We start from the raw sequence: 24,105 nt of genomic DNA, 5'->3' as shown, positions 1-24,105 counted from the left end.
AAGAAGGGGGCCACGACGTGAGTGATCTGCATTGGTTGAAGAACCATCCGCTGTTGCTGCGCGGCGGCAGCGAGCCGCTGCGGCGGCGGCTGTACCGTGTGCTGCGGCAGGCTGTGGTCGACGGGCGGTTGCAGGCTGGCGCGATCCTGCCGTCCACGCGATCTCTGGCGGACCTGCTCGAGATGGCGCGCAACACGGTGCTGTACGCCTACGAGCAACTGGCCGCCGAGGGGTACGTGCGGGCCGATCGGCAGGGCACCGTGGTGTGCGCACTGGGGCCGCGCGACACCAGGACGCGGCCCGTTGCGACCCTGCCGCCCTTGTCGGGCCGGTCCGGGGGCGTTCAGCGCCCCCGTTCGGCTGAGGATCAGCTGCGGCCCTTCGTGCCGGGCAATCCCGGGCTGGACGCGTTTCCCTGGCGCGTGTGGCAGCGGGTGCGGGCGCGTGCAGAACGGCAGACTGCGGCACACGAAGCCGGGTACCGCGGCGCGGGTGGCGAGCCCGAGTTGCGGCAGGCCATCGCCACCTACCTGCGTGCATCCCGTGGGGTGGACTGCGGCCCGCAGCAGGTGATCGTCACCGAAGGCACCCAGGAGGGACTGGCGCTGTGCGCGATGTTGCTGGCCGATGCCGGCGACATCGCGTGGATCGAGCATCCCGGTTACGGCGGGGCGTGGGCGGCTCTGCGCGCGGCCGGTCTGCGGTGCGAGCCTGTCACCGTGGACATGCACGGGATGGCGCCGCCCAGCGCCTTGTGGCGGCAGTCCCCGCCGCGCCTGATCTACACCACGCCGTCGCACCAGTATCCGTTGGGATCGGTGTTGAGTCTGCCTCGGAGGCTGGCCTTGCTGGCCCAGGCGCGGGCGCATGGCGCCTGGATTCTGGAGGATGACTACGACAGCGAATTCCGCCATGCCGGGCCCCCGTTGGCCGCGATGCAGGGGCTGGAACCCGATGCCCCTGTGGCCTATCTGGGCACCTTCAGCAAGACGATGTTCCCCGGTTTGCGTCTTGGCTTTGTGGTCGTGCCGGCCGCCGTGGTCGACCGGGCAGAAGGCCTGGCGGGCGCACTGTGGCCTCGAGGCCGGGTGGCCGACCAGCGCGCGCTGGCCGCGTTCATCGACGAGGGCCACTTCACCCGGCACCTGCGGTGCATGCGCGGGCTGTACGCCGAACGGCAGCAGGCCTTGCGTGCCGCGTTGGCACGGGTGTGGCGGTGGCCCGGTACGGTGCTGGGCGGGGATTGCGGCATGCACCTGGTGATCAGCCTGCCTGACGCCGTGTCCGACGTGGCGGTGGCGGCTGCCGCGGCCGAGCACCGGCTGGGACCCCGCGCGTTGAGCAGCTATGGCACAGGCGGGCCGGCCGGTTTCAACGGACTGGTGCTGGGCTATGCCCACATGCCGGCCGAGACGGTGGGGGAGCGGGTGCGCCTGCTGGTGCAAGCCGTGAGCCAGGCGGACAGCGCAAAAGCAAAAGCCGCCCGCACCTGAGCGGGCAGGGCGGGCGGCGGGTCGAGGGCTGGTTGCAGGAGAAGAAACGGATCGGGCTGCGGCGACCGCATCGCCCGAACGAGGCCTCACTCGTCGTTGCCGCCCAGACCGAACAGCATCAGCAGGCTGCTGAAGAGGTTGTAGATGGTCACGTACAGGCCGATGGTGGCGAGGATGTAGTTGGTCTCGCCGCCGTGCACGATGCGGCTGGTCTCCATCAGGATCAGGCCGCAGCTCAGCATCACGACCAGGCCGGACACCGCCAGGGCCAGGGCCGGGATCTCGAAGAAGATCGCCCCCAGGCTCAGCGCGAACGCCACCAGCATGCCGACAAACAGCATCTTGCCCATGGCACTGAAGTCACGTTTGGTGCTGAGGGCCACTGCCGACAAGCCGATGAAGGCCACGGCCGTGGCGCCCAGCGCGTTGGTGACGACGGCGCTGCCGTGCGGCATGGCCAGGACCTTGCCCAGGATGGGACCCAGGCCATAGCCCATGAAGCCGGTGAAGGCGAAGACGGACAGCAGGCCCCAGGCGCTGTTCGCGGTTTTGTGAACCAGGAACATCAGACCGAACATGCCGATGAGGCTCAGCATGAGGCCCGGGTGGGGCAGGTTCAGGGTCATGGCCGTGCCGGCCACGGCGGCGCTGAACAACAGCGTCATGCCCAGCAGCGCATAGGTGTTGCGCAGCACTTTACGGGCGCTGTCGCCGATGGCGCTGCCGCCCGCGTACTGGGCGTCTTCCACGCCGCGCCAGGCGGCTTGCTGGCTCAGGCTGATGGCACGAGGGGAACGACGAAGGTCGTCAGACATGGTGGGCTCCTTCAAGAAAAATCGGTTCGAGGGCGGTTCAGGCTCCGCCGGGGATGGCGTGCATGGCCCGCGCGAGGCGGCGGTTGCGAGGGGCTTCCTGGCGGCCGCGGCTCAGGGACGGGGCACGACGCGCTCGTCCCTGCAGCTCCTTGAGCTGGCGGTTGACCGCATGCACGGCACGGTGCACGGCGCGGTCGACCAGGGCGCGGACAGCGCCGCCGCGGTCACGGATGACCGTGGTCGTTTCTTCCAGCTCCACCACCAGGTGGCAATCCTTGTCTTCCCCGCCGCGGGGGCCGTTGGTGTCGCTGAGGTGCAGGGTGGCGCCCATGGCCTGGCGACCGAAACGGGCCAGGGCCTGATGCAGGCGCTGACGGATGTGCTCGCGGTCCTCCCGCGACAGGATCAGGCCGTGGGTCTGGATGAACACGCGCATGGTGAGCCTCGCAATGAGAGTGGATGACGATGCCAATGTATGACGGGGAAAGCTTCAGGTAAATTCGAATTTATTTCTCATTCATTTCGAGAAAGTCGATATGAATTACAAGCACCTTCTCTACTTCTGGACGGTGGCGCGGCTTGGCGGTGTGGTCCAGGCCGGCGAGCACCTGCATGTGACGCCCCAGACGGTCAGCGGGCAGATCCAGCTGCTGGAAGACAGCCTGGGTCAGCCACTGTTTCGCAAGAAGGGCCGCAAGCTGGCACTGACGGAAGCAGGCGAGCTGGCCTTCAGCTACGCCCAGGACATCTTCAGCCTGGGGGCGCAGCTGGAGCAGGCCCTGAGCAGCCCTGGCGGCGTGGCACGGCCGGTGGAGCTGCGGGTCGGCATTGCCGACGCGGTGCCCAAGCTGGTGGCCGCGCGCCTGCTGGAGCCCGCCTTTGTGAACAGCCAGCGCTTCAAGGTGGTGTGCCGTGAGTGGAAGCTCGACAGCCTGCTGGCCGAACTCGCCGTGCACCGCCTGGACCTGGTGCTGTCCGATACCCCGTTGCCACCCTCGCTCAGCGTGAGCGCCTTCAACCACCGGCTGGGGGGATCGCATGTCGGCTTTTATGCGGCCGGTGCCCTGGCCGAGCAGCTGGCGGCACGGGGTTTTCCGCGCTGCCTGGACGGCGCCCCCTTGCTGGCGCCCGGAACCGAGTCGGCGATGGGGGTACGCCTGGGGCAGTGGCTGGGGCGCCATCGACTCAAGCCAGCCCTCATCGGGGAGTTCGATGACAGCGCCATGGTGATGACGCTGGGTCAGCAGGGGCACGGCGTCTTCACGGCGCCCATGGTGCTGGATGCGCAGGTGCGCCAGCAGTTCGGTGCCACGCTGCTGGGCGAGGCCACCGACCTGATCGAGGCGTTCTACGTGATCACGGTGGAGCGTCGGCTGACACACCCGGGCGTGGTGGCCATCACCGAGGCCGCGCGTGAGGGGTTGTTTGCGGCCTGGAGCCGCTGAAAGGGCCGCCTGCCGGCCTCAGGGCGTGCGAGAGAAGGCCACCAGGTGGTCCATCTCCAGGCGGATGCCGATGGGCTCGCCGATCGCGTGGTCGTGGTGCGAGGGCACGAGCGACAGCACCTCGCTGCCGCCCGGGAGGGCCAGGCGGTACAGGAACTCGGCCCCCTTGAAGGCTTTGTGCACGACCCGCGCCTGCAAGGGACTGGCGTCGTCGTGAACGACGTCGTCCGGTCTCAGCAGCACGTCCACGGTGGCGCCCGCGGCAAAGGGCATCGCTGCCTCGGTCGTGAACGTGGTGGCGGCGCTGGGCAGCGGCTGCCCATCCAGGGACAGGTGCACCCGGTGTGCATCGAGTACCGTGCCGGCCACGAAGGCCCCCTGGCCGACGAAATCGGCGACACGGCGGTTGGCCGGGCGGTGGTACAGGCCATAGGCCGTGTCCCACTGCTGCAGCGTGCCTTCGGCGAGCACACCGATCACGTCCGCCATGGCGAAGGCCTCGTGCTGGTCATGGGTGACGAGGATGGCCGTGGTCTGCGTGGCCTTGAGGATCTCGCGCACCTCGCCCGCCAGGTGCTCGCGCAGCGTCACATCGAGGTTGGAGAAGGGCTCGTCCAGCAGCAGGATGCTGGGTTGCGGCGCCAGTGCGCGGGCCAGTGCCACGCGCTGCTGCTGGCCGCCCGAGAGTTCGTGCGGGTAGCGCGCGGCCGCGCCGCTCAGGCCGACCGTGTCGAGCATGGCCGCCACGCGGGTGTCGGCATCGCGCTGGCCCCGCAGGCCGAATCCCACGTTCTGTGCCACGGTCAGGTGGGGGAACAGGGCGTAGTCCTGGAACACCATCCCGATGCGGCGCTTCTCGGGCGGGGTCAGGCGGCCCGGTGCGCTGAGCACCTCACCGGCCAGCCGGATTTCGCCATCGGCCAGCGGCTCGAAGCCGGCGATCGCCCGCAACGCCGAGGTCTTGCCGCACCCCGACGGGCCCAGCAGGCAGGCGAGGGTGCCGCGCGGCAGCGCAAAGCTCAGGTCGGAGACCACGGTGCGGTTGCCATAACGCAAGGCGAGGCGGTCGACGACCAGCCAGGCTGCGTCGGATGACGGACGGGCTGCGTCCTGTGCAGGGACAGCGGTTCCCGGAAAGACAGCGGAGGACATGCGAACGATCATAATTCTCAATTGACATGAGCTTGACCCTGCCTTCCCCTTCGGTGCCGTCCCGTGCGCGGCCGGTGCGCTTTTCCGTGATCTGGTTCAGCCTCGGTACGCTGCTGGTCGGCGGGCTGATGGCCTTGCCGGTGCTGGCGGTACTCAGCCACGTGCTGTCGGGTGGCACCGGTGAGACGTGGGCCCACCTGATGGCCACGGTGCTGCCGGATTACATCCGCTCGACGCTGGTGCTGTGCGTCGGCGTGGCCATGGGGACGGCCAGCATGGGCGTGGGCGCGGCCTGGCTGGTCACGCGCTACGACTTTCCGCTGCGAGGGGCGCTGGAGTGGGCCCTGGTGCTGCCCCTGGCGGTGCCGGCGTATGTCATGGCCTACACCTACACCGACCTGTTGCAGTTTGTCGGGCCGGTGCAGACTGCGCTGCGCGAAGCCTTCGGCTGGAGCCGGGCCGATTACTGGTTCCCCGACGTGCGTTCGCTGGGCGGCGCGGTGGTGCTGTTCTCGCTCGTGCTCTACCCCTATGTCTACATGCTGGCCCGCACGGCCTTTCTGGAGCGGGCGGGCGGCATGCTGGAAGCCGGGCGCTCGCTGGGGCTGGGTCCGTGGGCCAGCTTTTTCCGGGTCTCGCTTCCGCTGGCACGGCCCGCGATTGCCGCTGGCGTGGCGCTGGCACTGATGGAGACGCTGGCCGACTTTGGCGCGGTGTCCTACTTCGGTGTGCAGACCTTCACCACCGGCATCTATCGGGCGTGGTTCTCGCTGGGTGACCGCGTGGCCGCCGCCCAGCTGGCGAGCGCCTTGCTGGGCTTCGTGATCCTGGTGCTGGCGCTAGAGCGTCTGTCACGCGGGCGGGCGCGCTTCCACGACACCACCTTGCGGCGTGCCCGTTTTGCGGCCGTGCGCTTGCGGGGCTGGCGTGCGGCGCTGGCCGTGGTGGCGTGCCTGTGGCCCTTGGTCGCCGGCTTTCTGCTGCCGGCCGGTATCCTGCTCGAGATGGCGCTGACCGAAGGCGATGCGCAGTTCGGAACCCGGTTCATCGAGCTGGCCCGAAACAGCGTGACCGTGTCGGCCCTGACGGCCGCCATCGCCGTGGTGCTGGCCGTGCTGCTGGGCTATGCGGCGCGGCTGCATGCCTCGTGGCTGGTTCGGAGCGTGCACCGGCTCGCGGGCCTGGGCTATGCCCTGCCCGGCACGGTGATTGCTGTGGGCGTCCTGATCCCCGTGACCCGCGTGGACAACTGGCTCACCGATTGGGCCACGCGCTGGGGCGGCTGGGATGGCGGGCTGCTCATCACCGGCGGGCTGACCGGTCTGGTCTACGCCTGTGTGGTGCGCTTCCTGACCCCTGCCGTGCAGGCCGTGGACGCGGGCTTGCAGAAGGTGACGCCGAACATGGACAACGCGGCGCGCAGCCTGGGCCTGACCCCGGCCGAGGCCCTCCGCCGCGTGCACTTCCCATTGCTGCGCGGCAGCCTGCTGACCGCCGCGCTGCTCGTGTTCATCGATGTGATGAAGGAGCTGCCTGCCACGCTGGTGATGCGGCCCTTCAACTTCGACACGCTGGCCACGCAGGCCTACACGCTGGCGTCCGACGAGCGCCTGGCCGAGGCGTCGACCGCGGCGCTGGCCATCGTGGTGGTGGGGCTGTTGCCCCTGATCGTGCTCAGCCGCGAGATCGCCCGCGGCCGGCAGGGCGAGGTCGCCCCGCATTGAGCTGAAGGCTCAACGCCAGCCGGCGCGGTCGAAGACCTTCTGAGCGCGTGCGGCGTTCCGGGCCAGCTGCGTGACGGGCAGGGTGTCGGCCCTGAAGGCACCCATGGCCTTGAGCGCCGGGTTGTCGATCTTGACGCTGGGCACGGCCGGCCATTCGTTGTTGCCGTCGGCGAAGTAGGCCTGGGCCTTGTCGCTGGCCAGGTACTCCATGAACTTGAGGGCCGCCTCACGGTTGGGCGCCGTCTTGATGATGCCGGCGCCCGACACGTTGATGTGCGTGCCCCAGGTGGCCTGGTTGGGCCAGACGATGCCGACGGCGTCCATCACCTTCTGGTCTTCCGGCTTGGTAGAGCGCATCAGGCGCGCCAGGTAGTAGCTGTTGGAGATCGCCACGCCGCATTCACCGGCGGCCACGGCCTTGATCTGGTCGGTGTCGCCGCCCTTGGGCGCGCGGGCGAAGTTCTGCACCAGACCCCGGGCCCAGGCCTCGGCCTGCTGTTCTCCGTCATGGGCGATGAAGGCAGCCCCGAGCGACAGGTTGTATGGGTGCGAGCCCGAGCGCACGCAGACCTGCCCCTTCAGGCGCGGATGGGCCAGATCACCATAGGTCTGAACCCATTCGGCCTTCACGTTCGCCTTGTTGTAGACGATGACGCGGGCGCGGGTCGAGAAAGCGATCCAGTTGGGGGCCCGAAGGTGGGCCGGGATGCGCTGCGCGAGCACCTTGGACTGGATGGGCTGGAACAGCCCGGCTTCGTCGGCGATGGCCAGGCGGGCGGCGTCGACGGTGATGAGGATGTCGGCCGGCGAGCGTGCGCCCTCGTTCTTGATGCGCTCCAGCAGCTCGTCTTCCTTGCCGTCGAGCCGGTTGATCCTGATGCCAGTCTGCTTCGTGAAGTCGGCGTAGAAGGCGTCGTCAGTCTGGTAGTGGCGTGCCGAGTAGATGTTGAGTACCTTGTCGTCAGCATGGGCCTGGCAAGCCAGGGCGATCACGGTCAGGGTGGCAAGGCGGGGCAGCAGTCGGGCCATGTGTTGCATTTCCTCTGGCGGGTGATGAAAACGGAGGCGGCGCGCAATGGGCGTCCGCAATCCCAAAGATAACAGGAATGATTCGCATTTTCGAGAAGAGACCCCATGCGACCCGGCTGTGTCGCGTCTGCTACCCTTGGCCGCATGACTTCTCCTTTTGACGCGCCACTGCAGGGGTTGCGTGATGCGCTGGCATTGCGTCGTCGCCGCCAGGTCGCACCCGCAATGCCGCCGGCCGCCTTGCAGCCAGAAGACGAGTCGCTGCGCGGCACGACGTATCTCATCGACGGGCAGCGCCGCCTGTCTTTTGGCAGCAATGACTACCTGGGGCTGTCCCAGCACCCGGGCCTGATGGCCGCCGCGCAGGACGCCATTGCCCGCTATGGGGTGGGGGCGACGGCCTCGCCGCTGGTGTGCGGCCACAGCCCCGAGCACGAGCAGCTCGAAGTCGCCCTTGCCGCTCACGTGGGCCTGCCGCGCGCGCTGTACTTCTATGCTGGCTATGCGGCCAATGTGGGCCTGGTGCCAGCGCTGGTGGGGCGCGGCGACGCGGTGTTTTCCGACGCGCTGAACCACGCGTGCCTGATCGACGGCATCCGCCTGTCGCGGGCCGAACTGCATGTCGTGCCCCATGCCGACCTCGGTGCCCTCGACGCGGCGCTGGCGGCCTGCACGGCCCGGCGCAAGCTGGTGGTCACCGACGCGGTGTTCAGCATGGATGGCAACGTGGCCGATGTGCCGGCCCTGTTGGCCTTGTGCGAGCGCCACGACGCCTGGCTGCTGATCGACGACGCGCACGGCTACGGTGTGCTCGGCCCGCACGGCGAAGGCACGTTGGCGCACTTCGGCATCGCGGGAGTCAACGGCGTGGCCCCCGCCTGGCAGGGGCGTCTGGGCCGGCTTGTCTACATGGCCACACTGGGCAAGGCGGCTGGGGTCTCCGGGGCTTTCGTGGCCGGCGATCCCGCCATGGTGGAGTGGGTCATGCAGAAGGCCCGCACCTACATGTTCGCCACGGCCGCTCCCGCGATGATCGCGGCCGCCTTGCGCGCTGCGATCGACGTGATCCGGCACGAGCCCCAGCGTCGGAACCATCTGGGCGCGTTGCGCACCCGCTTGCGCGAAGGGCTGGCTGCGGCCTCTCTGCCCTGGCATCTGCTGCCGTCGGACACGGCGATCCAGCCGCTCATCATTGGTTCGAACGTCGACGCCTTGGCTGTCATGGCGCAGCTTGATGAGCAGGGGGTGTGGGTTCCGGCGATTCGCCCGCCTACAGTGCCGGAGGGCACCGCGCGCCTGCGGATTTCGCTGTCGGCCGCGCACACCCTGGCACACGTGGACGAGTTGGTGGCCGCGCTGGCCCGCTGCCCGCGCTGACGCTGCGTTTCAGTGGAGCACGGCCTCGGCGGGCAGGGTAACGACCCCGCGCGGCACGGCCGAGACCACCTTGAAGGCCGGTTCGCTGGTGCGGCGGCGCACCGGTTGGGCCAGTGTGGCGCCATTGGGCCCCTGCACACTGCAGACCTCTGGCAGGTGGGCCATCTCACCGCGGCGCAGCACCACGGCCAGCTCGCCATTGGCCAGACGCACCCCCGCGCCGGGCGGGAACAGGCCCACTTCCTTGATCAGGGCGCTGGCGAACGGGTTGGCGGCGCCGCCACCACGCTGAAAGAGCTGTCTTGCCGCCACATCGGGTGGCAGGGCGGGCCGATAGGCCCGACGGCTGACCTTCGCCAGATACAGGTCGACGTGGTGGAGCAGGCAGGCCATGTCGCCTGCGCGCTGGCGCCATGCCGACAGCGGACGACCGTCTTCGGGCGGGTGGTGATACGCCACCGCCTGCAGCCATTCCCGATCCTCGACCCCGAGCATCTCCAGCAGCTGCCGGCCCTGCTCCCCGTGCTCTGCCACCTCGGCGCGTTCCGCGGCCGACAAGGGCATGGCCTGGTGGTGCAGGGTGTTCTGTCGGCGCAGGCTGGCCAGGTTCATGGTCAGCGCCGCGTGCACGGCAGACCGCACCATGGTCGAGGGCCAGCCCAGCCGGATCGCGACCATGTTCACCAGGAACGCCGCCTGGATGACGTGCGAGACGGCCGGCGTGTTGCGGCCCTCCCGGTGCAGCAGCTCGAACAGGCTTTCATCGAGATGGTGCACCACGGCAAACTCGATGTGGCCGCTGACCACCTGCAGCGCATGTCGGAAGGGCTCGGCCTCGCCGGGCGCCAGCAGCAGGGTTTCGGCGCGGGTGCGCACGTCCTGCCACAACAGGGACGCGTCCTGCCTCAGTGTGTCGAGGTCCTGGGTCTCCGGCGTCCCCGCGTCGGGGTCATGGCCGATGTAGGCGCCCCGCATGATCAGGGCTTCGCGCTGCGCCTCGTCCCGGACGACGTAACCCTGGCGCAGCACGAGCTGGCCCGCGTCGTTGTAGACGTTCCAGGGAAGAGGGCGCCCGACGCCGATCTGGTCGAGACAGAGTCGCAGTAACTTCATGGTGCACAGCTTGGTGATCGGTTCCCACACTGTGCAATACGTCACAACCCGCGGATCGGGCCAGTACGGCCGGATTCCCGGGGTTGTTTGACGGTTGGACGAATCACGCCAGCAACAGCTCGCCGCGCAGCGAGTGCGGATAGGCGGTGGTGATGGTCACATCGATCAGTTGGCCGACGAGGCGATCGCGCAGGGCCTGCGTGGGGCCGGCCGCGAAGTTGACGATGCGGTTGCACTCGGTGCGGCCCATCAGCTCGGACGGATCCTTGCGGCTCGGGCCCTCGACCAGGATCTTCTGGCAGGTGCCGACCAGGGCCTGGCTGTAGCGCAGCACGTTCGACTCGAGGTAGGCCTGCAGCGTCTGCAGGCGCTTGAGCTTGACCTCGTGGGGCGTGTCATCGGCCAGCGAGGCGGCCGGCGTGCCGGGGCGCGCGCTGTAGATGAAGCTGAACGAGGCGTCGAACTCGAGGTCGGTGGCCAGCTTCATCAGCTTGTCGAAGTCGTCGTCGGTTTCGCCGGGGAAGCCGACGATGAAGTCGGTCGACAGGCTGATGTTCGGCCGCACGGCGCGCAGCTTGCGGATGGTGCTCTTGTACTCGAGCGCCGTGTAGCCGCGCTTCATCGCCATCAGGATGCGGTCGGAGCCGTGCTGCACCGGGAGGTGCACGTGGTTCACCAGCTTGTCCGTCTTGCCGTAGACGTCGATCAGGCGCTGGCTGAACTCGTTGGGGTGGCTGGTGGTGTAGCGGATGCGCTCGATGCCGGGGATCTCGGCCACGTACTCGAGCAGCATGGCGAAGTCGGCGATCTCGGCGGTGTCGCCCATCTTGCCGCGGTAGCCGTTGACGTTCTGGCCCAGCAGCGTCACTTCCTTGACGCCCTGGTCGGCCAGGTCGGCCACCTCGGTCAGCACGTCGTCGAACGGGCGCGAGACCTCTTCACCGCGGGTGTAGGGCACTACGCAGTAGCTGCAGTACTTCGAGCAGCCTTCCATGATCGACACGAAGGCCGAGGCGCCTTCCTTGCGCGGCGGCGGCAGGTGGTCGAACTTCTCGATCTCGGGGAAGCTGATGTCGACCTGCGGGCGCTTGGCCTGCTGGCGCTGGGCGAGCATCTGCGGCAGGCGGTGCAGCGTCTGCGGGCCGAAGACCACGTCCACATACGGCGCACGCTCGATGATGGCGGCGCCTTCCTGGCTGGCCACGCAACCCCCCACGCCGATCATCACGCCCTTTTCCTTCAGGTGCTTGACGCGACCGAGGTCGGAAAACACCTTCTCCTGCGCCTTCTCGCGGATCGAGCAGGTGTTGAAGAGGATGAGGTCGGCCTCTTCCGGGTTGTCGGTCGGTTCGTAGCCCTGGGCCGCGTTCATGACGTCGGACATCTTGCCCGAGTCGTATTCGTTCATCTGGCAGCCGTAGGTCTTGATGTAGACCTTGCGGGGGGCGGTGTTCGTGGGGGTGTCGCTCATGGTGTCGGTCTTCAGGGCTTGGTCCAGCGCAGCGCGATCGGGTCGTAGGCCCAGGTCGCGGCCTCCTGGGGCGTCGTGGGCCACAGTGCACTGGCTTCGGTGTCCGTCAGAACCCAGATCTCCTTGAGCAGGCCGGTGCCGGTCTCGAGCCGGTAGTTGACCTTGCCGCTGAAGCCGCCGATTTCTCCGCTGAGCATCAGCATGTTGTTGCTGCCGCGGATGCGCACGCCAGGGGCGAGGCGGATGGGCTGCTTGTTCAGCGTGGCCTCAGGCGGCACGCCGACCACGAGTGCGCCGCGCAGGGTGTCAGTGGGCAGCACGCGGGCCATGGCAGCGTACTGGGCCGACGCGGGCAGCACAGTCAGCATCAGGGCCAGCACCGGGGCCGCCAGCGGGTGAGACCGGGCGGCGTCCGTCGAGAAACAGCGGGGCATGGTGTAGATCCAGGGGCTGTGGACGAAACCCCGCATTCTACCGGAGGGGCAGTCGGGAAGGGGTCAGTCGGCGTTCAACGCCGCCAGGCGCTCGGGTGTGCCCACATCCGTCCATTCGCCTTCCAGCCAGCGGGCACTGAGCCGGCCCGCATCGATTGCGCGCTCCAGGCTCGGCCGCAGCGCCGCCTTGTCGCCCACGCGCACGCCGTCGACGATCGCCGGGCGGTACAGGCCAATGGTCGAGTAGGTGCCGGTGCGGGCGCCGGCGGGGGCCGCGTCCTTGCGCCACACGCGCTGATCGCCATCGACCGCAAAGTCGCCTTGCGGCACATGGGGCGGGTTGGGCACCAGCCAGATGCGCCCCCAGTCGTCGCCGGCGCGGAAGGCCTCGGCCTCGTCGGCGTCGAAGCGGAAGCCGGGCACGAAGACGTCACCCGCCAGCACCCAGAACGCGTCGCCCAGCAGCGGCAGGGCCTTGGCGATCCCGCCAGCCGTTTCCAGCGCGCCGCCGTGGTCGCGCCCTTCGTGGCTGTAGGTGATGCGCAGACCCCAGCGGCTGCCATCGCCCAGCGCCGGCTCGAACTGGTCTTCCAGGTAGGCCGTGTTGATCACGACGTCGCGCACGCCATCGCGTGCCAGGGCCTGCAGGTGCCAGGCGATCAACGGCTGGCCGCGGACCGGCAGCAGGGGCTTGGGCGTGGTGTCGGTCAGCGGGCGCATGCGCTCGCCGCGGCCGGCGGCCAGGATCAGGGCGGGAAGCTGGGACATGCACGCGATTGTGCGGCACCGCGGCTGCAAACCCCTTTTGCATTCGGGTGGTTAAAGGCTTTCCATTTTGCTTGTCACTTTGTCAGCGGATGTGTCGCGTGTTAACCCGGCCCGGGTGGCCCGCATGGTGTGCCGGTTAGAGGAAAAGGCCATGCGGGACAGGGACTTGGCTCATCTGGCTGCCCGTCGCACGCACCGCGTTCAGCCAGGCACGGGTCTTGAGAACAGTGTCTTCCGACCGTCTGGAGACGGAGAGGGTTGAGGCCGCGCACCCAGGGGGGTGAGCCGAGCCGATGACATCCCACACAACCGGAGACACCGCGCGATGGAAACGTTCTATGAAGTGATGCGACGCCAGGGCATTTCGCGCCGCAGTTTTCTCAAGTACTGCTCCCTGACCGCGACCTCGCTCGGCCTGGGCCCGGCCTTCGTGCCGCAGATTGCCCACGCCATGGAAACCAAGCCGCGCACGCCCGTGCTGTGGCTGCACGGGCTGGAGTGCACGTGCTGTTCCGAGAGCTTCATCCGCTCGGCCCACCCGCTGGCCAAGGATGTCGTGCTCTCGATGATCTCGCTCGACTACGACGACACGCTGATGGCCGCTGCCGGCCACCAGGCCGAGGCCATCCTCGAAGAGGTCATGACCAAGTACAAGGGCAACTACATCCTGGCTGTGGAAGGCAACCCGCCGCTGAACCAGGATGGCATGAGCTGCATCATCGGCGGCCGGCCCTTCCTGGATCAGCTCAAGCACGTGGCCAAGGACGCCAAGGCCATCATCAGCTGGGGCTCGTGCGCCAGCTGGGGCTGCGTGCAGGCCGCCAAGCCCAACCCGACGCAGGCCGTGCCCGTCCACAAGGTGATCACCGACAAGCCCATCATCAAGGTGCCGGGCTGCCCGCCGATCGCCGAGGTGATGACCGGTGTCATCACCTACATGCTGACCTTCGACCGCATCCCCGAGCTCGACCGCCAGGGCCGCCCGAAGATGTTCTACAGCCAGCGCATCCACGACAAGTGCTACCGCCGTCCGCACTTCGACGCCGGCCAGTTCGTGGAGTCGTTCGACGACGAGTTCGCGCGCCAGGGCTACTGCCTCTACAAGGTCGGCTGCAAGGGCCCGACCACGTACAACGCCTGCTCGACCGTGATGTGGAACGAGGGCACGAGCTTCCCGATCAAGTCGGGCCACGGCTGCATCGGTTGCTCGGAAGACGGCTTCTGGGACAAGGGCTCGTTCTACGACCGCCTGACCACGGTGCATCAGTTCGGCGTCGAAGGCACGGCCGACCAGATCGGTGGCGGCGCGGCCGCGGTGGTGGGCGCCGGTGTCGCGGCCCACGCGGCCGTCTCGGCCATCAAGCGCGCGGCCCAGGGCAACGGCGCGAACACCTCGAACAACAGCCATTCCTGATCAGGCGGAGCCTCTCTCATGTCTTACGAAACCCAAGGCTTCAAGCTCGACAACAGCGGCCGCCGCATCGTGGTGGACCCGGTGACCCGCATCGAGGGCCACATGCGTTGCGAGGTCAACGTCGACAGCAACAACGTCATCACCAACGCCGTGTCGACCGGCACGATGTGGCGCGGCCTCGAGGTCATCCTCAAGGGGCGTGACCCGCGTGATGCGTGGGCCTTCGTCGAGCGCATCTGCGGCGTGTGCACCGGCTGCCACGCGCTGACCTCGGTGCGCGCGGTGGAAGATGCCCTAGGCATCAAGATCCCGAAGAACGCGCACCTGATTCGCGAGATCATGGCGAAGACGCTGCAGGTGCACGACCATGCGGTGCACTTCTACCACCTGCACGCGCTCGACTGGGTGGACGTGGTGTCGGCCCTGAACGCCGATCCGAAGAAGACCAGCGAGCTGCAGCAGATGGTGTCGCCCTCGCACCCGCTGTCGTCGGCCGGCTACTTCCGCGACATCCAGAACCGCCTGAAGAAGTTCGTGGAAAGCGGCCAGCTCGGCCCCTTCATGAATGGCTACTGGGGTTCCAAGGCGTACAAGCTGCCGCCCGAGGCCAACCTGATGGCCGTGACCCACTATCTGGAGGCGCTCGACCTGCAGAAGGAATGGGTCAAGATCCACGCGATTCTGGGCGGCAAGAACCCGCACCCGAACTACCTCGTGGGCGGCGTGCCGTGCGCGATCAACCTCGATGGGCAGGGCGCCTCCGGCGCGCCGCTGAACATGGAGCGCCTGAACTTCATCGAGGCGCGCATCCACGAGATGATCGAGTTCAACAAGAACGTCTACATCCCGGATGTGCTGGCCATCGGCACCATCTACAAGCAGGCCGGCTGGCTGTACGGCGGTGGCCTGAGCGCCACCAACGTGGCCGACTATGGCACCTACGAGAAGGTGCCTTACGACCACAGCACCCACCAGCTGCCGGGCGGCGTCATCCTCAATGGCAACTGGGACGAGATCCTGCCGATCGACCCGCGCGATCCGGAGCAGGTGCAGGAGTTCGTGGCCCACAGCTGGTACACCTACGCCGACGAGACCAAGGGCCTGCACCCGTGGGACGGCGTGACCGAGCCGCACTTCGAACTGGGCAGCAAGACCAAGGGCTCGCGCACCAACATCGAAGAGATCGACGAGAGCGCCAAGTACTCGTGGATCAAGGCCCCGCGCTGGCGTGGTCATGCGCTGGAGGTGGGCCCGCTGTCGCGCTACATCCTGGCCTATGCGCACGCGAACAAGGGCAACAAGTACGCCCAGCGCCCGAAGGAGCAGCTGGAATACGCGGCCGGCATGATCAACACCCACCTGCCCAAGGCGCTGGGCATGCCGGAGACGCAGTACACGCTCAAGCAGCTGCTGCCCACCACGATCGGCCGCACGCTGGCCCGCGCGCTGGAAGGCCAGTACTGCGGCGAGATGATGCTGGACGACTACAAGGAACTGATCGCCAACATCAAGGCCGGCGACACCGCCACGGCCAACGTCGAGAAGTGGGACCCGTCGACCTGGCCGAAGGAGGCCAAGGGCGTGGGCACCGTGGCCGCGCCGCGCGGCATGCTGGGCCACTGGATCAAGATCAAGGACGGCAAGATCGAGAACTACCAGTGCGTGGTGCCGAGCACCTGGAACGGCTCGCCGCGTGACCACAAGGGCCAGATCGGTGCCTTCGAGGCCTCGCTGATCAACACGCCGATGGTCAACCCCGAACAGCCGGTCGAAATTCTGCGCACGCTGCACTCGTTCGACCCCTGCCTGGCGTGCTCGACCCACGTCATGAGCCCGGACGGCGCCGAGCTGTGCAAGGTCAAGGTCCGCTGATCACCGCGCCCTCCGAACAGGAACACCCCATGAACGCTTCTTTCTTCCTGCGGGCCCGTCGCGGCCTGATTCCGCTGTCGATGCTGCTGGCCGCCGGTGTGGCCCAAGCGCACCCGGGCCACGGTGCCCACGGCTTGACCGAGGGCCTGGCTCATCCGCTGGGCCTGGATCACCTGTTGGCCATGGTGGCCGTGGGCATGTGGTCGGCCGCCGCGCTGCCGGCACGCCGTGCCCTGCTGGGCCCGGCCGTGTTCGTGCTGGCGCTGTTGGCCGGTGCGGCTGCGGGCCTGGCAGGCCTGCGCGTGGCCGGCACCGAGGCTCTGATCGCCACCAGCGTGGTGCTGTTCGGCGTGCTGCTGGCCGGTGTGCGCCAGTGGTCGGCGGTGGCCGGCCTGTCGCTGGTGGCCGCCTCGGCGGTGTTCCACGGCCTGGCTCACGGCGCCGAGCTGCCGGTGGGCGCCAGCGCCATCGCCTACGTGGGTGGCTTTGTGCTCAGCACGCTGGTGCTGCATGTGGCGGGCCTGGGCGTGGGCACGGCGATGCGCCGCGCACAACTGTGGACGTGGCGTGCCGCCGGCGGCCTGTTCGGTGCGGCTGGTCTGCTGATGCTGGCCCGCGTCTGACGCGCGGCCCGATGCCCGATCCAAACAGACAAGCCGACAAGAGGAGACCCGCATGAACGCCTCATCCACGTCCGACCAGGATCTGGCCCGCGCCACCGGCGTCGACGAGCGCGAGGTGCGCGCTGGTCAGCACACGACCTCGGTTTACGTCTACGAAGCCCCGGTGCGCCTGTGGCACTGGATCAATGCCGGGGCCATCTTCGTGCTGGCGCTCACGGGCTACTTCATCGGTGCGCCGCTGCCCACCATGCCCGGCGAGGCCAGCAACAGCTATGTGATGGGCTACATCCGCTTTGCCCATTTCGCCGCCGGCTATCTGCTGGCCGTGGGGCTGGTCGGCCGGGCTTACTGGGCCATCGTCGGCAACCACCACGCCCGCGAACTGTTCACGATTCCCGTGTTCAGCCTGGCCTACTGGAAGGAAGTCGTCACCATGCTCAAGTGGTACGCCTTCCTGATCCCGTCGCCGGGGCGCTATGTGGGCCACAACCCCATGGCCCGGCTGATGATGTTCCTGCTCTTCCTGCTCAACGCCGTGTTCATGTGCGTGACAGGCTTTGCGCTGTATGGCGAAGGGGCCGGTGCAGGATCGTGGGCGCACACGGCCTTCGGCTGGGTGATCCCGCTGTTCGGTCAGTCGCAGGACGTGCACACCTGGCACCACTTCGGCATGTGGCTGATGATCATCTTCATCGTCCTGCACGTGTACGCGGCCGTGCGAGAAGACATCATGGGCCGCCAGAGCATCATCAGCACGATGATCTCGGGCTTCCGCACCTTCAAGGACTGAGCCGCGAAGGACGCCCCGATGCTGCCCAGCCTGCACGCCCAGTTGAAGCACCGCCTGCAGACCGCGGCCCAGCCGTGGCGGCAGCCGGTCGGTGTGCCGCATCGGGTGCCCGTGCACCCCGGCCGCTTCCTGGACCGGCAGTTCCTCAAACCCCTGGGCCTGACGCAAGGGCAGGCGGCGCGGTTGTTGGGCGTGTCCCGCCGCCGGCTCAACGAGATCATCGTGGGCCGCCGCAGCCTCACGCCGGACACCGCCCTGCGGTGCGCCATGGCCTTCGGGCTGGATGCCGGCTTCTGGATGGCCCTGCAATCGCGCTGGGACAGCTTCCAGGCCTGGAAAGCGTGGCGTGCCGTGTCGACCGAGGGCGCGCCCTCCGCGGCGGAGATGGCCCGTGCCGCCGTCCGCAGCGCGTCGACGTCGTTGCCTGCTTCGGCTCCGCCCGTGGCCGCCGCGCACTGAGCGGCCCGTCTTCCGCGCCCCTTCTTCTCCTCCTTCTGACATGAACGACACCGCATCCCGCCCCACCTCGTCCGAATCGGCCTGTCACACCCCTGGTGGCAAAGACACGGTCATCGTGCTGGGCATCGGCAACCTGCTGTGGGCCGACGAAGGCTTTGGCGTGCGCTGCGTCGAGGCCTTTCAGCAGCGCTTCGAACTGCCGCCCGACGTGGAGCTGGTGGACGGCGGCACGCAGGGGCTGTACCTGATCCAGTACGTGCAGTCGGCGACCCACCTGCTCATTTTTGACGCCGTCGATTACGGCCTGGAGCCCGGCACGCTGAAGATCGTGGACGACGACGAGGTGCCGCGTTTCATGGGTGCCAAGAAGATGAGCCTGCACCAGACCGGCTTTCAGGAGGTGCTGATGTTGGCGCAACTGACCGAGCGCTTCCCGCAGCGTGTGCGCCTGATCGGTTGCCAGCCCGAGCAGATCGAGGACTACGGCGGCAGCCTGACCGACACCGTGAAGGCGGCGATGGAAGGGGCGCTGCAACAGGGCGTGGACACGCTGCGCGAGTGGGGGGTGACCGTGACGCCTCGCACCCGACCGCTGGGTGCGCAGGACGCGGTGACCATCGACACGCTGGCGATGGCCGCCTACGAAGCCGGCAGGCCGGCCGCCGACGCCGCCTGTCGCGTGGGGGACGACCGTTTCCTGGTGCCGGGCACCACCCTGGAGGGCCGCTGAAATGTGCATCGGCATTCCCATGCGCGTGTGCGCGGTCGAGCCAGGGCATGCCTGGGTCGAGGGCCGTGGCGAACGCCGGCGCGTCAACACGGCCCTGGTGGGCGAGCCCGCGGTCGGCGAATGGCTGCTGATCTTCCTGGAAGGCGCGCGCGAGCGTCTGGACGACGAGCGCGCCGCCGAGGTCAATGCCGCGCTGGACCTCATCGAAGGGGCACTGAGCCCCACGGCGGGCATCGATCCCTTTGGCGCCCCGGGCTTCGTGCTGCCTTCGGCCATGAGTGCAGCCCAGGTGGCGGCCCTGTCCGGCCAACCCACTTCTTCCTCACAAGGCTCACGGAGTGAGCCAGATTCCACCCCTCACGGAGCCCATCATGGCTGAGACGTCCACCCCGTCGACCCCGATCTTTGCCGACACGCCGCCCCAGGCCCACCCCTTGATGCAGCGCCTGGTGCGCGAGCACGGCGCGCACTGGGTCGATCTGGCCACGCTGCCTGCCTGGCTGGCCGCGGCGCCGGGCGATGCAGTGATCCTGATCGCGGGCGACGCCGTGCGCTTTCCTGAAGGCCTGGACGTGGCCGTGGTGCTGCCGGAACTGCGCACCGAGGCGTGTCAGGCCTTCCGCATCGGCATCGCCACCCCGGCCGACGAGGACGCGATCGGCCAGCGCTACGGCGCCCAACGTCGCCCCTCGCTCGTCTTCGTGCGCGATGGCCGCTATGTCACCACCGTGTCGGGCATGCACGACTGGCCCGATTTCCTGGCGCTGGTGCGCAACGCGCTGGCCAGCCCCACCACCCACGCTCCGATCGCGATCCAGTCGGCCGGTGCGGCCGCCTCGTCCTGCCATTGAACGCCCCTGACCCGGAGTCCGCATGAAACCGTTTCCCATTCCCGTCGTGGCCGACCTGCCCATGGGCCCCGGCAGCCAGATCGAAGAAGACACGCTGGACTACATGGTCATGCCCAGCGGCATGTCCACCTACCAGGCGCCGGCCCTGCCCGAACGCGAGGAGATCGCCAGCCTGACGGGGGCGCACGAGGCCCTGCGCCTGGCCCTTGCCAGCCTGGACCGCGCCCGGCACGGGCTGCCAGCCGACCCGGTGGACCTGATGGACCTGAACGACGCCGAGCGCCGCCTGATCAACCAGGTGCTGGGCGAGGGTGAGGTCAGCGTGCGCGTGAGCCTGTCCGAGGGCGAACTGGTGGTGCAAGAGGCCGTGTTCGCCGGCGTGTGGCGCGTGCTGCATCAGGTGACGCAGCCGGGCAGCGATGCGCGTGTGGTCCTCAGCGACCGCATCGAGGTGGGGCGCATTCCACAAGGGGTGCTGGAATCGGCCGCTGCCCGTGTCCAGGCCAGCGGCGCGCGCCGCGTGCGCCTGCAGCCGGAAGACACATCGGCCTGGCCGGCCGGGGTGATGAACGCCCCTGCCATCCTGACCGAGCTGGAAGACCACATCCACCTGTGGAAGCCTGGCACGGCGGCCCACGTTGTCAACCTGACGCTGTTGCCGCTGAGCCCGCAGGATCTGGCCGTGATCGACCAGACGCTGGGGCAGGGCCCGATCCAGATCCTGTCGCGCGGCTATGGCAACTGCCGCATCGTGCACACCGAGGTGCCGCTGACCTGGCGCGTGAGTTACTTCAACTCGCAGGACGCGCTGATCCTCGACACGGTCGAGGTGACGGACCTGCCGGAAGTGGCCTGCGCGGCCCGGGAAGACCTGGAAGACTCGCACGAGCGCCTGGCCGACATGCTGGCCTGGGTGGAAGGGGCCTGACATGAGCGACCTGGGTCAGCCGCGTTTCGAAGGCAGCTACCTGGGCGACCGTGCCCGGTTGCCGGACGGTGCCCGCCTGGAATGCAAGATCTGCTGGTGGGTGTACGACCCGGCAGAGGGCGATCCGGTGTGGCAGATCGAGCCCGGTACGCCGTTCACGGCCTTGCCGGCCCACTGGCGCTGCCCGCAGTGCGATGGGGCCGCCGACCAGTTCATGGTCCTGGGCGAGGACGCGGCCTGACCATGCACGCCGCCGTGGCATCGCCCCCGACGCTGTCGCCCGCCCAGGCTGAATGGGTGCGGCAGCTGGAGGTCACCTTCGCGCAGATCGCCCGCACCCGCATGGCGGGTCTGCCGGTGGTGCATCCGCGCCTGCGCGTGCAGGCCGTGGGCTTTCATGCGCGGTCGGCGCGGGTGGGCGGGGCAGCCGACGAGCCCCGAGCCATCGAAGCCGGCGCGCTGGGCGTGCTCGTCACGCCGTGGTTCATGAACCTCGTCTGGCGGGCCGACGCGGCCGAGGCCACACCGCTGCCGGTGGGGCAGACCCGCGTTCGCACGCTGGCTGGCGAGGCCATGCCTTTTCTGGGGGCGTTCGAGCCCGCCATCGGCGCCTTTGAAGCGTGTTCGCTGATTTCGCCGATGTTCCAGTTTGCCGACCACGCCGCCGCGGTGGCCACCGCCACTGCCGTGCTGCAGGCGCTGCGGGATGTGCCGATGGCGACGACACGCTCACCCGATGAGCCTTATCCGGTGGCGTCGGTCCACCCGACTCCGACTCCGACTCCCGCCGCCCCGACAGCCCCGACCCAGGCGGCGCCTGCCGCGGCCTTGCCTCCCGCCGCGCCCGACGAAGCCGCTCGCGTGGCGGCGCGACGGGGCTTCCTCTTCGGTCGGGCGGGCCGCATCAGCCCGCCGTCCACGGGGTCATCGCGATGACGTCGATGACGGCACCCGTGATGAGCGAGGTCGACCGGCTGACGGGCCGCGTCGTGTTGCACCTCGACGCGCCTGCACCCCGCCTGAGCAACGAGCGGCCGGAGCTGGTGAACGCGCTCACGCGGGGCAAGCCGGCATCGACCTTGCCGACGCTGGTGTCGGCGCTGTTCTCGCTGTGCGGGCATGCGCACCAGATCACCTCGGCCCTGGCCGTGCGTGCGGCCCAGGGCGAGGCCGCGGCCTTGTCAGGCCGGGACGCTGCCGCGCTGCAGCTCGAAACGCTGCGCGAGCACCTGCGCCGCTTGTGGCTGGACTGGCCGCGCGTGCTGCGGGGTGAGGCCTCGATCCCCGTGGACCGCCTGCAGTCGCTGCACGGCTGCCCGGCGCTGCAGGGGCCGCTGTCGCGCCTGGCGGTCGAGCCGGAGGCCGTGCTGGCGCCCACACGGGACTGGCTCGAAACCCATGTGTTCGGCGAGCCCTTGACCGTGTGGCTGCTGCACTGGCTGCGTGGTGGCGAGGCGGCGCTGGCCGACTGGTGCCATCGCACTGACACCTTGCCTGCACGCCTGTTGCGCGACGTGCGTGCCGCGGCCCAGGCCGTGCGCCATCCCCTGCGTGCGCTGGTGGTGACCGAGGGAGAGGCCTTGCGCGGGCTGGTGCAGCGCCTGGCCAGCCAGCCTGGCCACGCCCGCGTGCCGGCGTGGGACGGGGTGCCTGTGGAAACCGGGCCGTGGTGCCGCACGCACGAGACCGATCGCCTGCCCGAGTCGCCCACACTGTGGTGGCGCATGGGCGCCCGGTTGGCCGATCTGGCGCGCCTGGCCTTGCCCGATGAGCCGGCCCTGCCTGTGTCGCCCGGCCTGTCTGCGTTCGCCGCGGGCCCGGCGGGCCGGTATGGGTTGCAGTCCGGCGCGGTCTCGCTCGGAGACCACGCGGGCGTTGCCTGGGTCGAAATGGCCCGGGGCACGCTGTTGCACTGGGTGGCGCTGGAGGGGGAAGGGCCGCGGGCCACCGTGCGCGCCTGCCAGGTGGTGGCCCCCACCGAGTGGAACTTTCATCCGCAGGGGCCGGTGGCCAGCCTGCTGCTGCATGACCCGTCCCTGTGTGACCGCACCCGTCTGGCGCTGCTGCCCACGGTGTCGGCCGCATATGACCCTTGCGTGCCGTTTGCGGTCATGTCACCGGATGGCAGCGTTTGCCCTGCGGCCGACTTCCCCGCGACGGCGCCTTTGGTGCAGACTGTGCAACCCGGTCCGTTACAGGGCCCTGAGGAGTCCCCATGCACGAACTGAGTCTGGCGGGCGGCATCGTCCAGCTCGTCGAAGACGCCGCGGTGCGCGAGCGCTTCCGCCGCGTGCAGGTGCTGCGCCTGGAAGCGGGCGCCTTGTCGGGCGTCGAGGTGCGTGCGCTGCGCTTTGCGCTTGAATCCATCGTGCCCGGCACCTGCCTGGCCGAGGCCCGCATCGAGATCGATGAACCGCCAGCCCAGGCCTGGTGCCTGGGCTGCAACCAGTCCGTGCCCATCCTGAGCCGGCTGGACCCTTGCCCCGAATGTGGCGGCGCGCGCCTGCAGCCCACGGGCGGCACCGAGCTGCGCGTTGTCGACCTGCTGGTGGACGACGAGCCCGCCACCCAACCCTGAATTCGATTGGAGTCCACCATGTGTGTCGTCTGTGGATGTTCTGGCGGCGATGCTGCCAAGCTTGAAGGGGCCCCCGCCCACGCGCATGACCACGATCACGGTCATGACCACGTTCATCCTCACACCCACCCGCATCCGCACGAGCACGGCCATGCCCACCACGCGCACGAAGCCGTGGGCGCGCCCCAGGTCGACGCGGCCACGGGCGACCTGCACTACGGCGCCGGTGCGGCCCGGGTCAGCGTGCCGGGCATGAGCCAGGCGCGCGCCATCCAGATCGAAACCGATGTGCTCGGCGAGAACCGCCGCGTCGCGCAGCGCAACCGCGCGCATTTCTTCGCGCACGGCGTCACCGCGCTCAACCTCGTGTCCAGCCCGGGTTCGGGCAAGACCACGCTGCTGTGCGCCACCATCGAGGCGCTCAAGCGCAGCCATCCGGGCCTGCCCGTGGCGGTGATCGAAGGCGACCAGCAGACCAGCGTCGATGCCGACCGCATCCGTGCGACCGGCGCGCCGGCCATCCAGGTCAACACCGGCAAGGGCTGCCACCTCGATGCACCCATGGTGGCCGAGGCCTTCGAGCGCCTGCCCTTGCACGGGGCGGTGGTGGCCCACGGGCACGCGCATCACCATGACCATGGAGATCACCACCACGCCGAGAAGCTGCTGTTCATCGAGAACGTCGGCAACCTCGTCTGCCCGGCCATGTGGGACCTGGGCGAAGCGGCCAAGGTCGCCATCCTGTCGGTGACGGAAGGCGAGGACAAGCCGCTGAAGTACCCGGACATGTTTGCCGCGGCCCGCCTGATGCTGGTCAACAAGGTCGACCTGTTGCCCTACCTCAGCTTCGACGTGGCCCGCTGCATCGATAACGCCCGCCGCGTGAACCCGTCCATCGAGGTGATCGAGGTGTCGGCCACCACCGGCGCCGGCATGGACCGCTGGGTCAGCTGGCTGATGCACGTCGAGCCCACGCTGTGAACACGATGACGTCTCCTGCTGCCCTGCACACCCAGTCGGTGCCGCAGCCGGCCCCGCG

Annotated in this window: 26 protein-coding genes; 18 read left to right on the top strand and 8 right to left on the bottom strand. The window is 68.8% G+C overall.

What is annotated here, in order from left to right; genetic code table 11:
* The first annotated feature begins 17 nt into the window (after positions 1–17).
* The gene (locus QZ709_RS16750; protein WP_294638580.1) at positions 18–1,493 is read left to right on the top strand and encodes a PLP-dependent aminotransferase family protein; all 1,476 of its coding nucleotides are present in this window, start codon (positions 18–20) and stop codon (positions 1,491–1,493) included.
* 86 nt (positions 1,494–1,579) lie between these two features.
* On the opposite strand, the gene QZ709_RS16745 is transcribed toward QZ709_RS16750, so the two are convergent.
* Both QZ709_RS16745 and QZ709_RS16740 read right to left on the bottom strand, forming a co-directional pair.
* Positions 1,580–2,308, bottom strand: coding sequence for a Bax inhibitor-1/YccA family protein (locus tag QZ709_RS16745; protein ID WP_294638578.1), 729 nt, complete (start codon positions 2,306–2,308; stop codon positions 1,580–1,582).
* Positions 2,309–2,345: 37 nt separating this feature from the next.
* Positions 2,346–2,744, bottom strand: coding sequence for a hypothetical protein (locus QZ709_RS16740; RefSeq protein ID WP_294638577.1), 399 nt, complete (start codon positions 2,742–2,744; stop codon positions 2,346–2,348).
* A 100-nt stretch (positions 2,745–2,844) separates the two neighbouring features.
* Between QZ709_RS16740 and nhaR the strand changes: the two genes are divergently transcribed.
* On the top strand, positions 2,845–3,753 hold the full coding sequence (gene nhaR, locus QZ709_RS16735) for a transcriptional activator NhaR (protein WP_294638576.1): 909 nt from the start codon (positions 2,845–2,847) through the stop codon (positions 3,751–3,753).
* 18 nt (positions 3,754–3,771) lie between these two features.
* On the opposite strand, the gene QZ709_RS16730 is transcribed toward nhaR, so the two are convergent.
* Positions 3,772–4,905 (bottom strand): ABC transporter ATP-binding protein, encoded by a 1,134-nt coding sequence (locus tag QZ709_RS16730; protein WP_294638574.1) that lies wholly within the window; start codon positions 4,903–4,905, stop codon positions 3,772–3,774.
* A 26-nt stretch (positions 4,906–4,931) separates the two neighbouring features.
* On the opposite strand from QZ709_RS16730, the gene QZ709_RS16725 reads away from it, so the two are divergent.
* Positions 4,932–6,629 carry an iron ABC transporter permease gene (locus QZ709_RS16725; protein ID WP_294638573.1) on the top strand — a complete coding sequence of 566 codons (1,698 nt, stop codon included), beginning with the start codon at positions 4,932–4,934 and terminating at the stop codon, positions 6,627–6,629.
* Between the two features lie 9 nt (positions 6,630–6,638).
* Here QZ709_RS16725 and QZ709_RS16720 read toward each other — a convergent pair whose 3' ends face one another.
* Positions 6,639–7,667 (bottom strand): Fe(3+) ABC transporter substrate-binding protein, encoded by a 1,029-nt coding sequence (locus QZ709_RS16720; protein ID WP_294638571.1) that lies wholly within the window; start codon positions 7,665–7,667, stop codon positions 6,639–6,641.
* Positions 7,668–7,883: 216 nt separating this feature from the next.
* On the opposite strand from QZ709_RS16720, the gene bioF reads away from it, so the two are divergent.
* The gene (gene bioF / locus QZ709_RS16715; protein ID WP_294638588.1) at positions 7,884–9,035 is read left to right on the top strand and encodes an 8-amino-7-oxononanoate synthase; all 1,152 of its coding nucleotides are present in this window, start codon (positions 7,884–7,886) and stop codon (positions 9,033–9,035) included.
* A 9-nt stretch (positions 9,036–9,044) separates the two neighbouring features.
* Here the strand turns inward: bioF and QZ709_RS16710 are convergent, their stop codons facing one another.
* From QZ709_RS16710 to murU, 4 genes are all read right to left on the bottom strand, one after another.
* The gene (locus QZ709_RS16710) at positions 9,045–10,148 is read right to left on the bottom strand and encodes a hypothetical protein (RefSeq protein WP_294638569.1); all 1,104 of its coding nucleotides are present in this window, start codon (positions 10,146–10,148) and stop codon (positions 9,045–9,047) included.
* Between the two features lie 103 nt (positions 10,149–10,251).
* Positions 10,252–11,619, bottom strand: coding sequence for a tRNA (N6-isopentenyl adenosine(37)-C2)-methylthiotransferase MiaB (gene miaB, locus QZ709_RS16705; protein ID WP_294638567.1), 1,368 nt, complete (start codon positions 11,617–11,619; stop codon positions 10,252–10,254).
* Positions 11,620–11,630: 11 nt separating this feature from the next.
* On the bottom strand, positions 11,631–12,053 hold the full coding sequence (locus tag QZ709_RS16700) for a hypothetical protein (RefSeq protein WP_294638565.1): 423 nt from the start codon (positions 12,051–12,053) through the stop codon (positions 11,631–11,633).
* Positions 12,054–12,116: 63 nt separating this feature from the next.
* Positions 12,117–12,821: an N-acetylmuramate alpha-1-phosphate uridylyltransferase MurU gene (murU, locus tag QZ709_RS16695; protein WP_294638563.1), complete on the bottom strand. Its 705-nt coding sequence runs from the start codon at positions 12,819–12,821 to the stop codon at positions 12,117–12,119.
* A 325-nt stretch (positions 12,822–13,146) separates the two neighbouring features.
* On the opposite strand from murU, the gene QZ709_RS16690 reads away from it, so the two are divergent.
* From QZ709_RS16690 to hypB, 14 genes are read left to right on the top strand one after another with little or no spacing between them, the layout of a single operon-like run.
* A complete protein-coding gene (locus QZ709_RS16690) occupies positions 13,147–14,235 on the top strand; it encodes a hydrogenase small subunit (protein WP_294638561.1) in 1,089 nt (362 codons plus the stop codon).
* A gap of 18 nt (positions 14,236–14,253) precedes the next feature.
* Positions 14,254–16,107 carry a nickel-dependent hydrogenase large subunit gene (locus QZ709_RS16685; protein WP_294638560.1) on the top strand — a complete coding sequence of 618 codons (1,854 nt, stop codon included), beginning with the start codon at positions 14,254–14,256 and terminating at the stop codon, positions 16,105–16,107.
* A 29-nt stretch (positions 16,108–16,136) separates the two neighbouring features.
* The gene (locus QZ709_RS16680) at positions 16,137–16,730 is read left to right on the top strand and encodes a HupE/UreJ family protein (RefSeq protein WP_294638559.1); all 594 of its coding nucleotides are present in this window, start codon (positions 16,137–16,139) and stop codon (positions 16,728–16,730) included.
* 52 nt (positions 16,731–16,782) lie between these two features.
* A complete protein-coding gene (gene cybH, locus QZ709_RS16675) occupies positions 16,783–17,520 on the top strand; it encodes a Ni/Fe-hydrogenase, b-type cytochrome subunit (RefSeq protein WP_294638557.1) in 738 nt (245 codons plus the stop codon).
* Between the two features lie 18 nt (positions 17,521–17,538).
* Positions 17,539–17,979: a HigA family addiction module antitoxin gene (locus QZ709_RS16670; protein ID WP_294638556.1), complete on the top strand. Its 441-nt coding sequence runs from the start codon at positions 17,539–17,541 to the stop codon at positions 17,977–17,979.
* Between the two features lie 40 nt (positions 17,980–18,019).
* Positions 18,020–18,709, top strand: a complete 690-nt coding sequence (locus QZ709_RS16665) for a HyaD/HybD family hydrogenase maturation endopeptidase (RefSeq protein ID WP_294638554.1) — start codon at positions 18,020–18,022, stop codon at positions 18,707–18,709.
* 1 nt (position 18,710) lies between these two features.
* Positions 18,711–19,088: a HypC/HybG/HupF family hydrogenase formation chaperone gene (locus QZ709_RS16660; RefSeq protein WP_294638552.1), complete on the top strand. Its 378-nt coding sequence runs from the start codon at positions 18,711–18,713 to the stop codon at positions 19,086–19,088.
* The gene (locus QZ709_RS16655; RefSeq protein ID WP_294638551.1) at positions 19,081–19,560 is read left to right on the top strand and encodes a hydrogenase; all 480 of its coding nucleotides are present in this window, start codon (positions 19,081–19,083) and stop codon (positions 19,558–19,560) included. The genes QZ709_RS16660 and QZ709_RS16655 overlap by 8 nt, the downstream gene beginning before the upstream one ends.
* A gap of 22 nt (positions 19,561–19,582) precedes the next feature.
* Positions 19,583–20,488, top strand: coding sequence for a hydrogenase expression/formation protein (locus QZ709_RS16650; RefSeq protein WP_294638549.1), 906 nt, complete (start codon positions 19,583–19,585; stop codon positions 20,486–20,488).
* A gap of 1 nt (position 20,489) precedes the next feature.
* Positions 20,490–20,729, top strand: coding sequence for a rubredoxin (locus tag QZ709_RS16645; protein WP_179950607.1), 240 nt, complete (start codon positions 20,490–20,492; stop codon positions 20,727–20,729).
* A gap of 2 nt (positions 20,730–20,731) precedes the next feature.
* The gene (gene hybE / locus QZ709_RS16640; RefSeq protein WP_294638546.1) at positions 20,732–21,424 is read left to right on the top strand and encodes a [NiFe]-hydrogenase assembly chaperone HybE; all 693 of its coding nucleotides are present in this window, start codon (positions 20,732–20,734) and stop codon (positions 21,422–21,424) included.
* A 5-nt stretch (positions 21,425–21,429) separates the two neighbouring features.
* The gene (locus tag QZ709_RS16635) at positions 21,430–22,716 is read left to right on the top strand and encodes a nickel-dependent hydrogenase large subunit (protein ID WP_294638544.1); all 1,287 of its coding nucleotides are present in this window, start codon (positions 21,430–21,432) and stop codon (positions 22,714–22,716) included.
* On the top strand, positions 22,704–23,066 hold the full coding sequence (locus QZ709_RS16630) for a hydrogenase maturation nickel metallochaperone HypA (protein WP_294638542.1): 363 nt from the start codon (positions 22,704–22,706) through the stop codon (positions 23,064–23,066). The genes QZ709_RS16635 and QZ709_RS16630 overlap by 13 nt, the downstream gene beginning before the upstream one ends.
* Positions 23,067–23,084: 18 nt before the next feature.
* Positions 23,085–24,047, top strand: a complete 963-nt coding sequence (hypB, locus tag QZ709_RS16625; protein WP_294638540.1) for a hydrogenase nickel incorporation protein HypB — start codon at positions 23,085–23,087, stop codon at positions 24,045–24,047.
* Positions 24,048–24,105 lie beyond the last annotated feature (58 nt).

It is taken from the genome of uncultured Aquabacterium sp., assembly GCF_913773725.1.
In the GTDB taxonomy this organism is placed as follows: domain Bacteria; phylum Pseudomonadota; class Gammaproteobacteria; order Burkholderiales; family Burkholderiaceae_C; genus Aquabacterium.
This window is presented reverse-complemented; position numbering and strand designations above follow the sequence as displayed.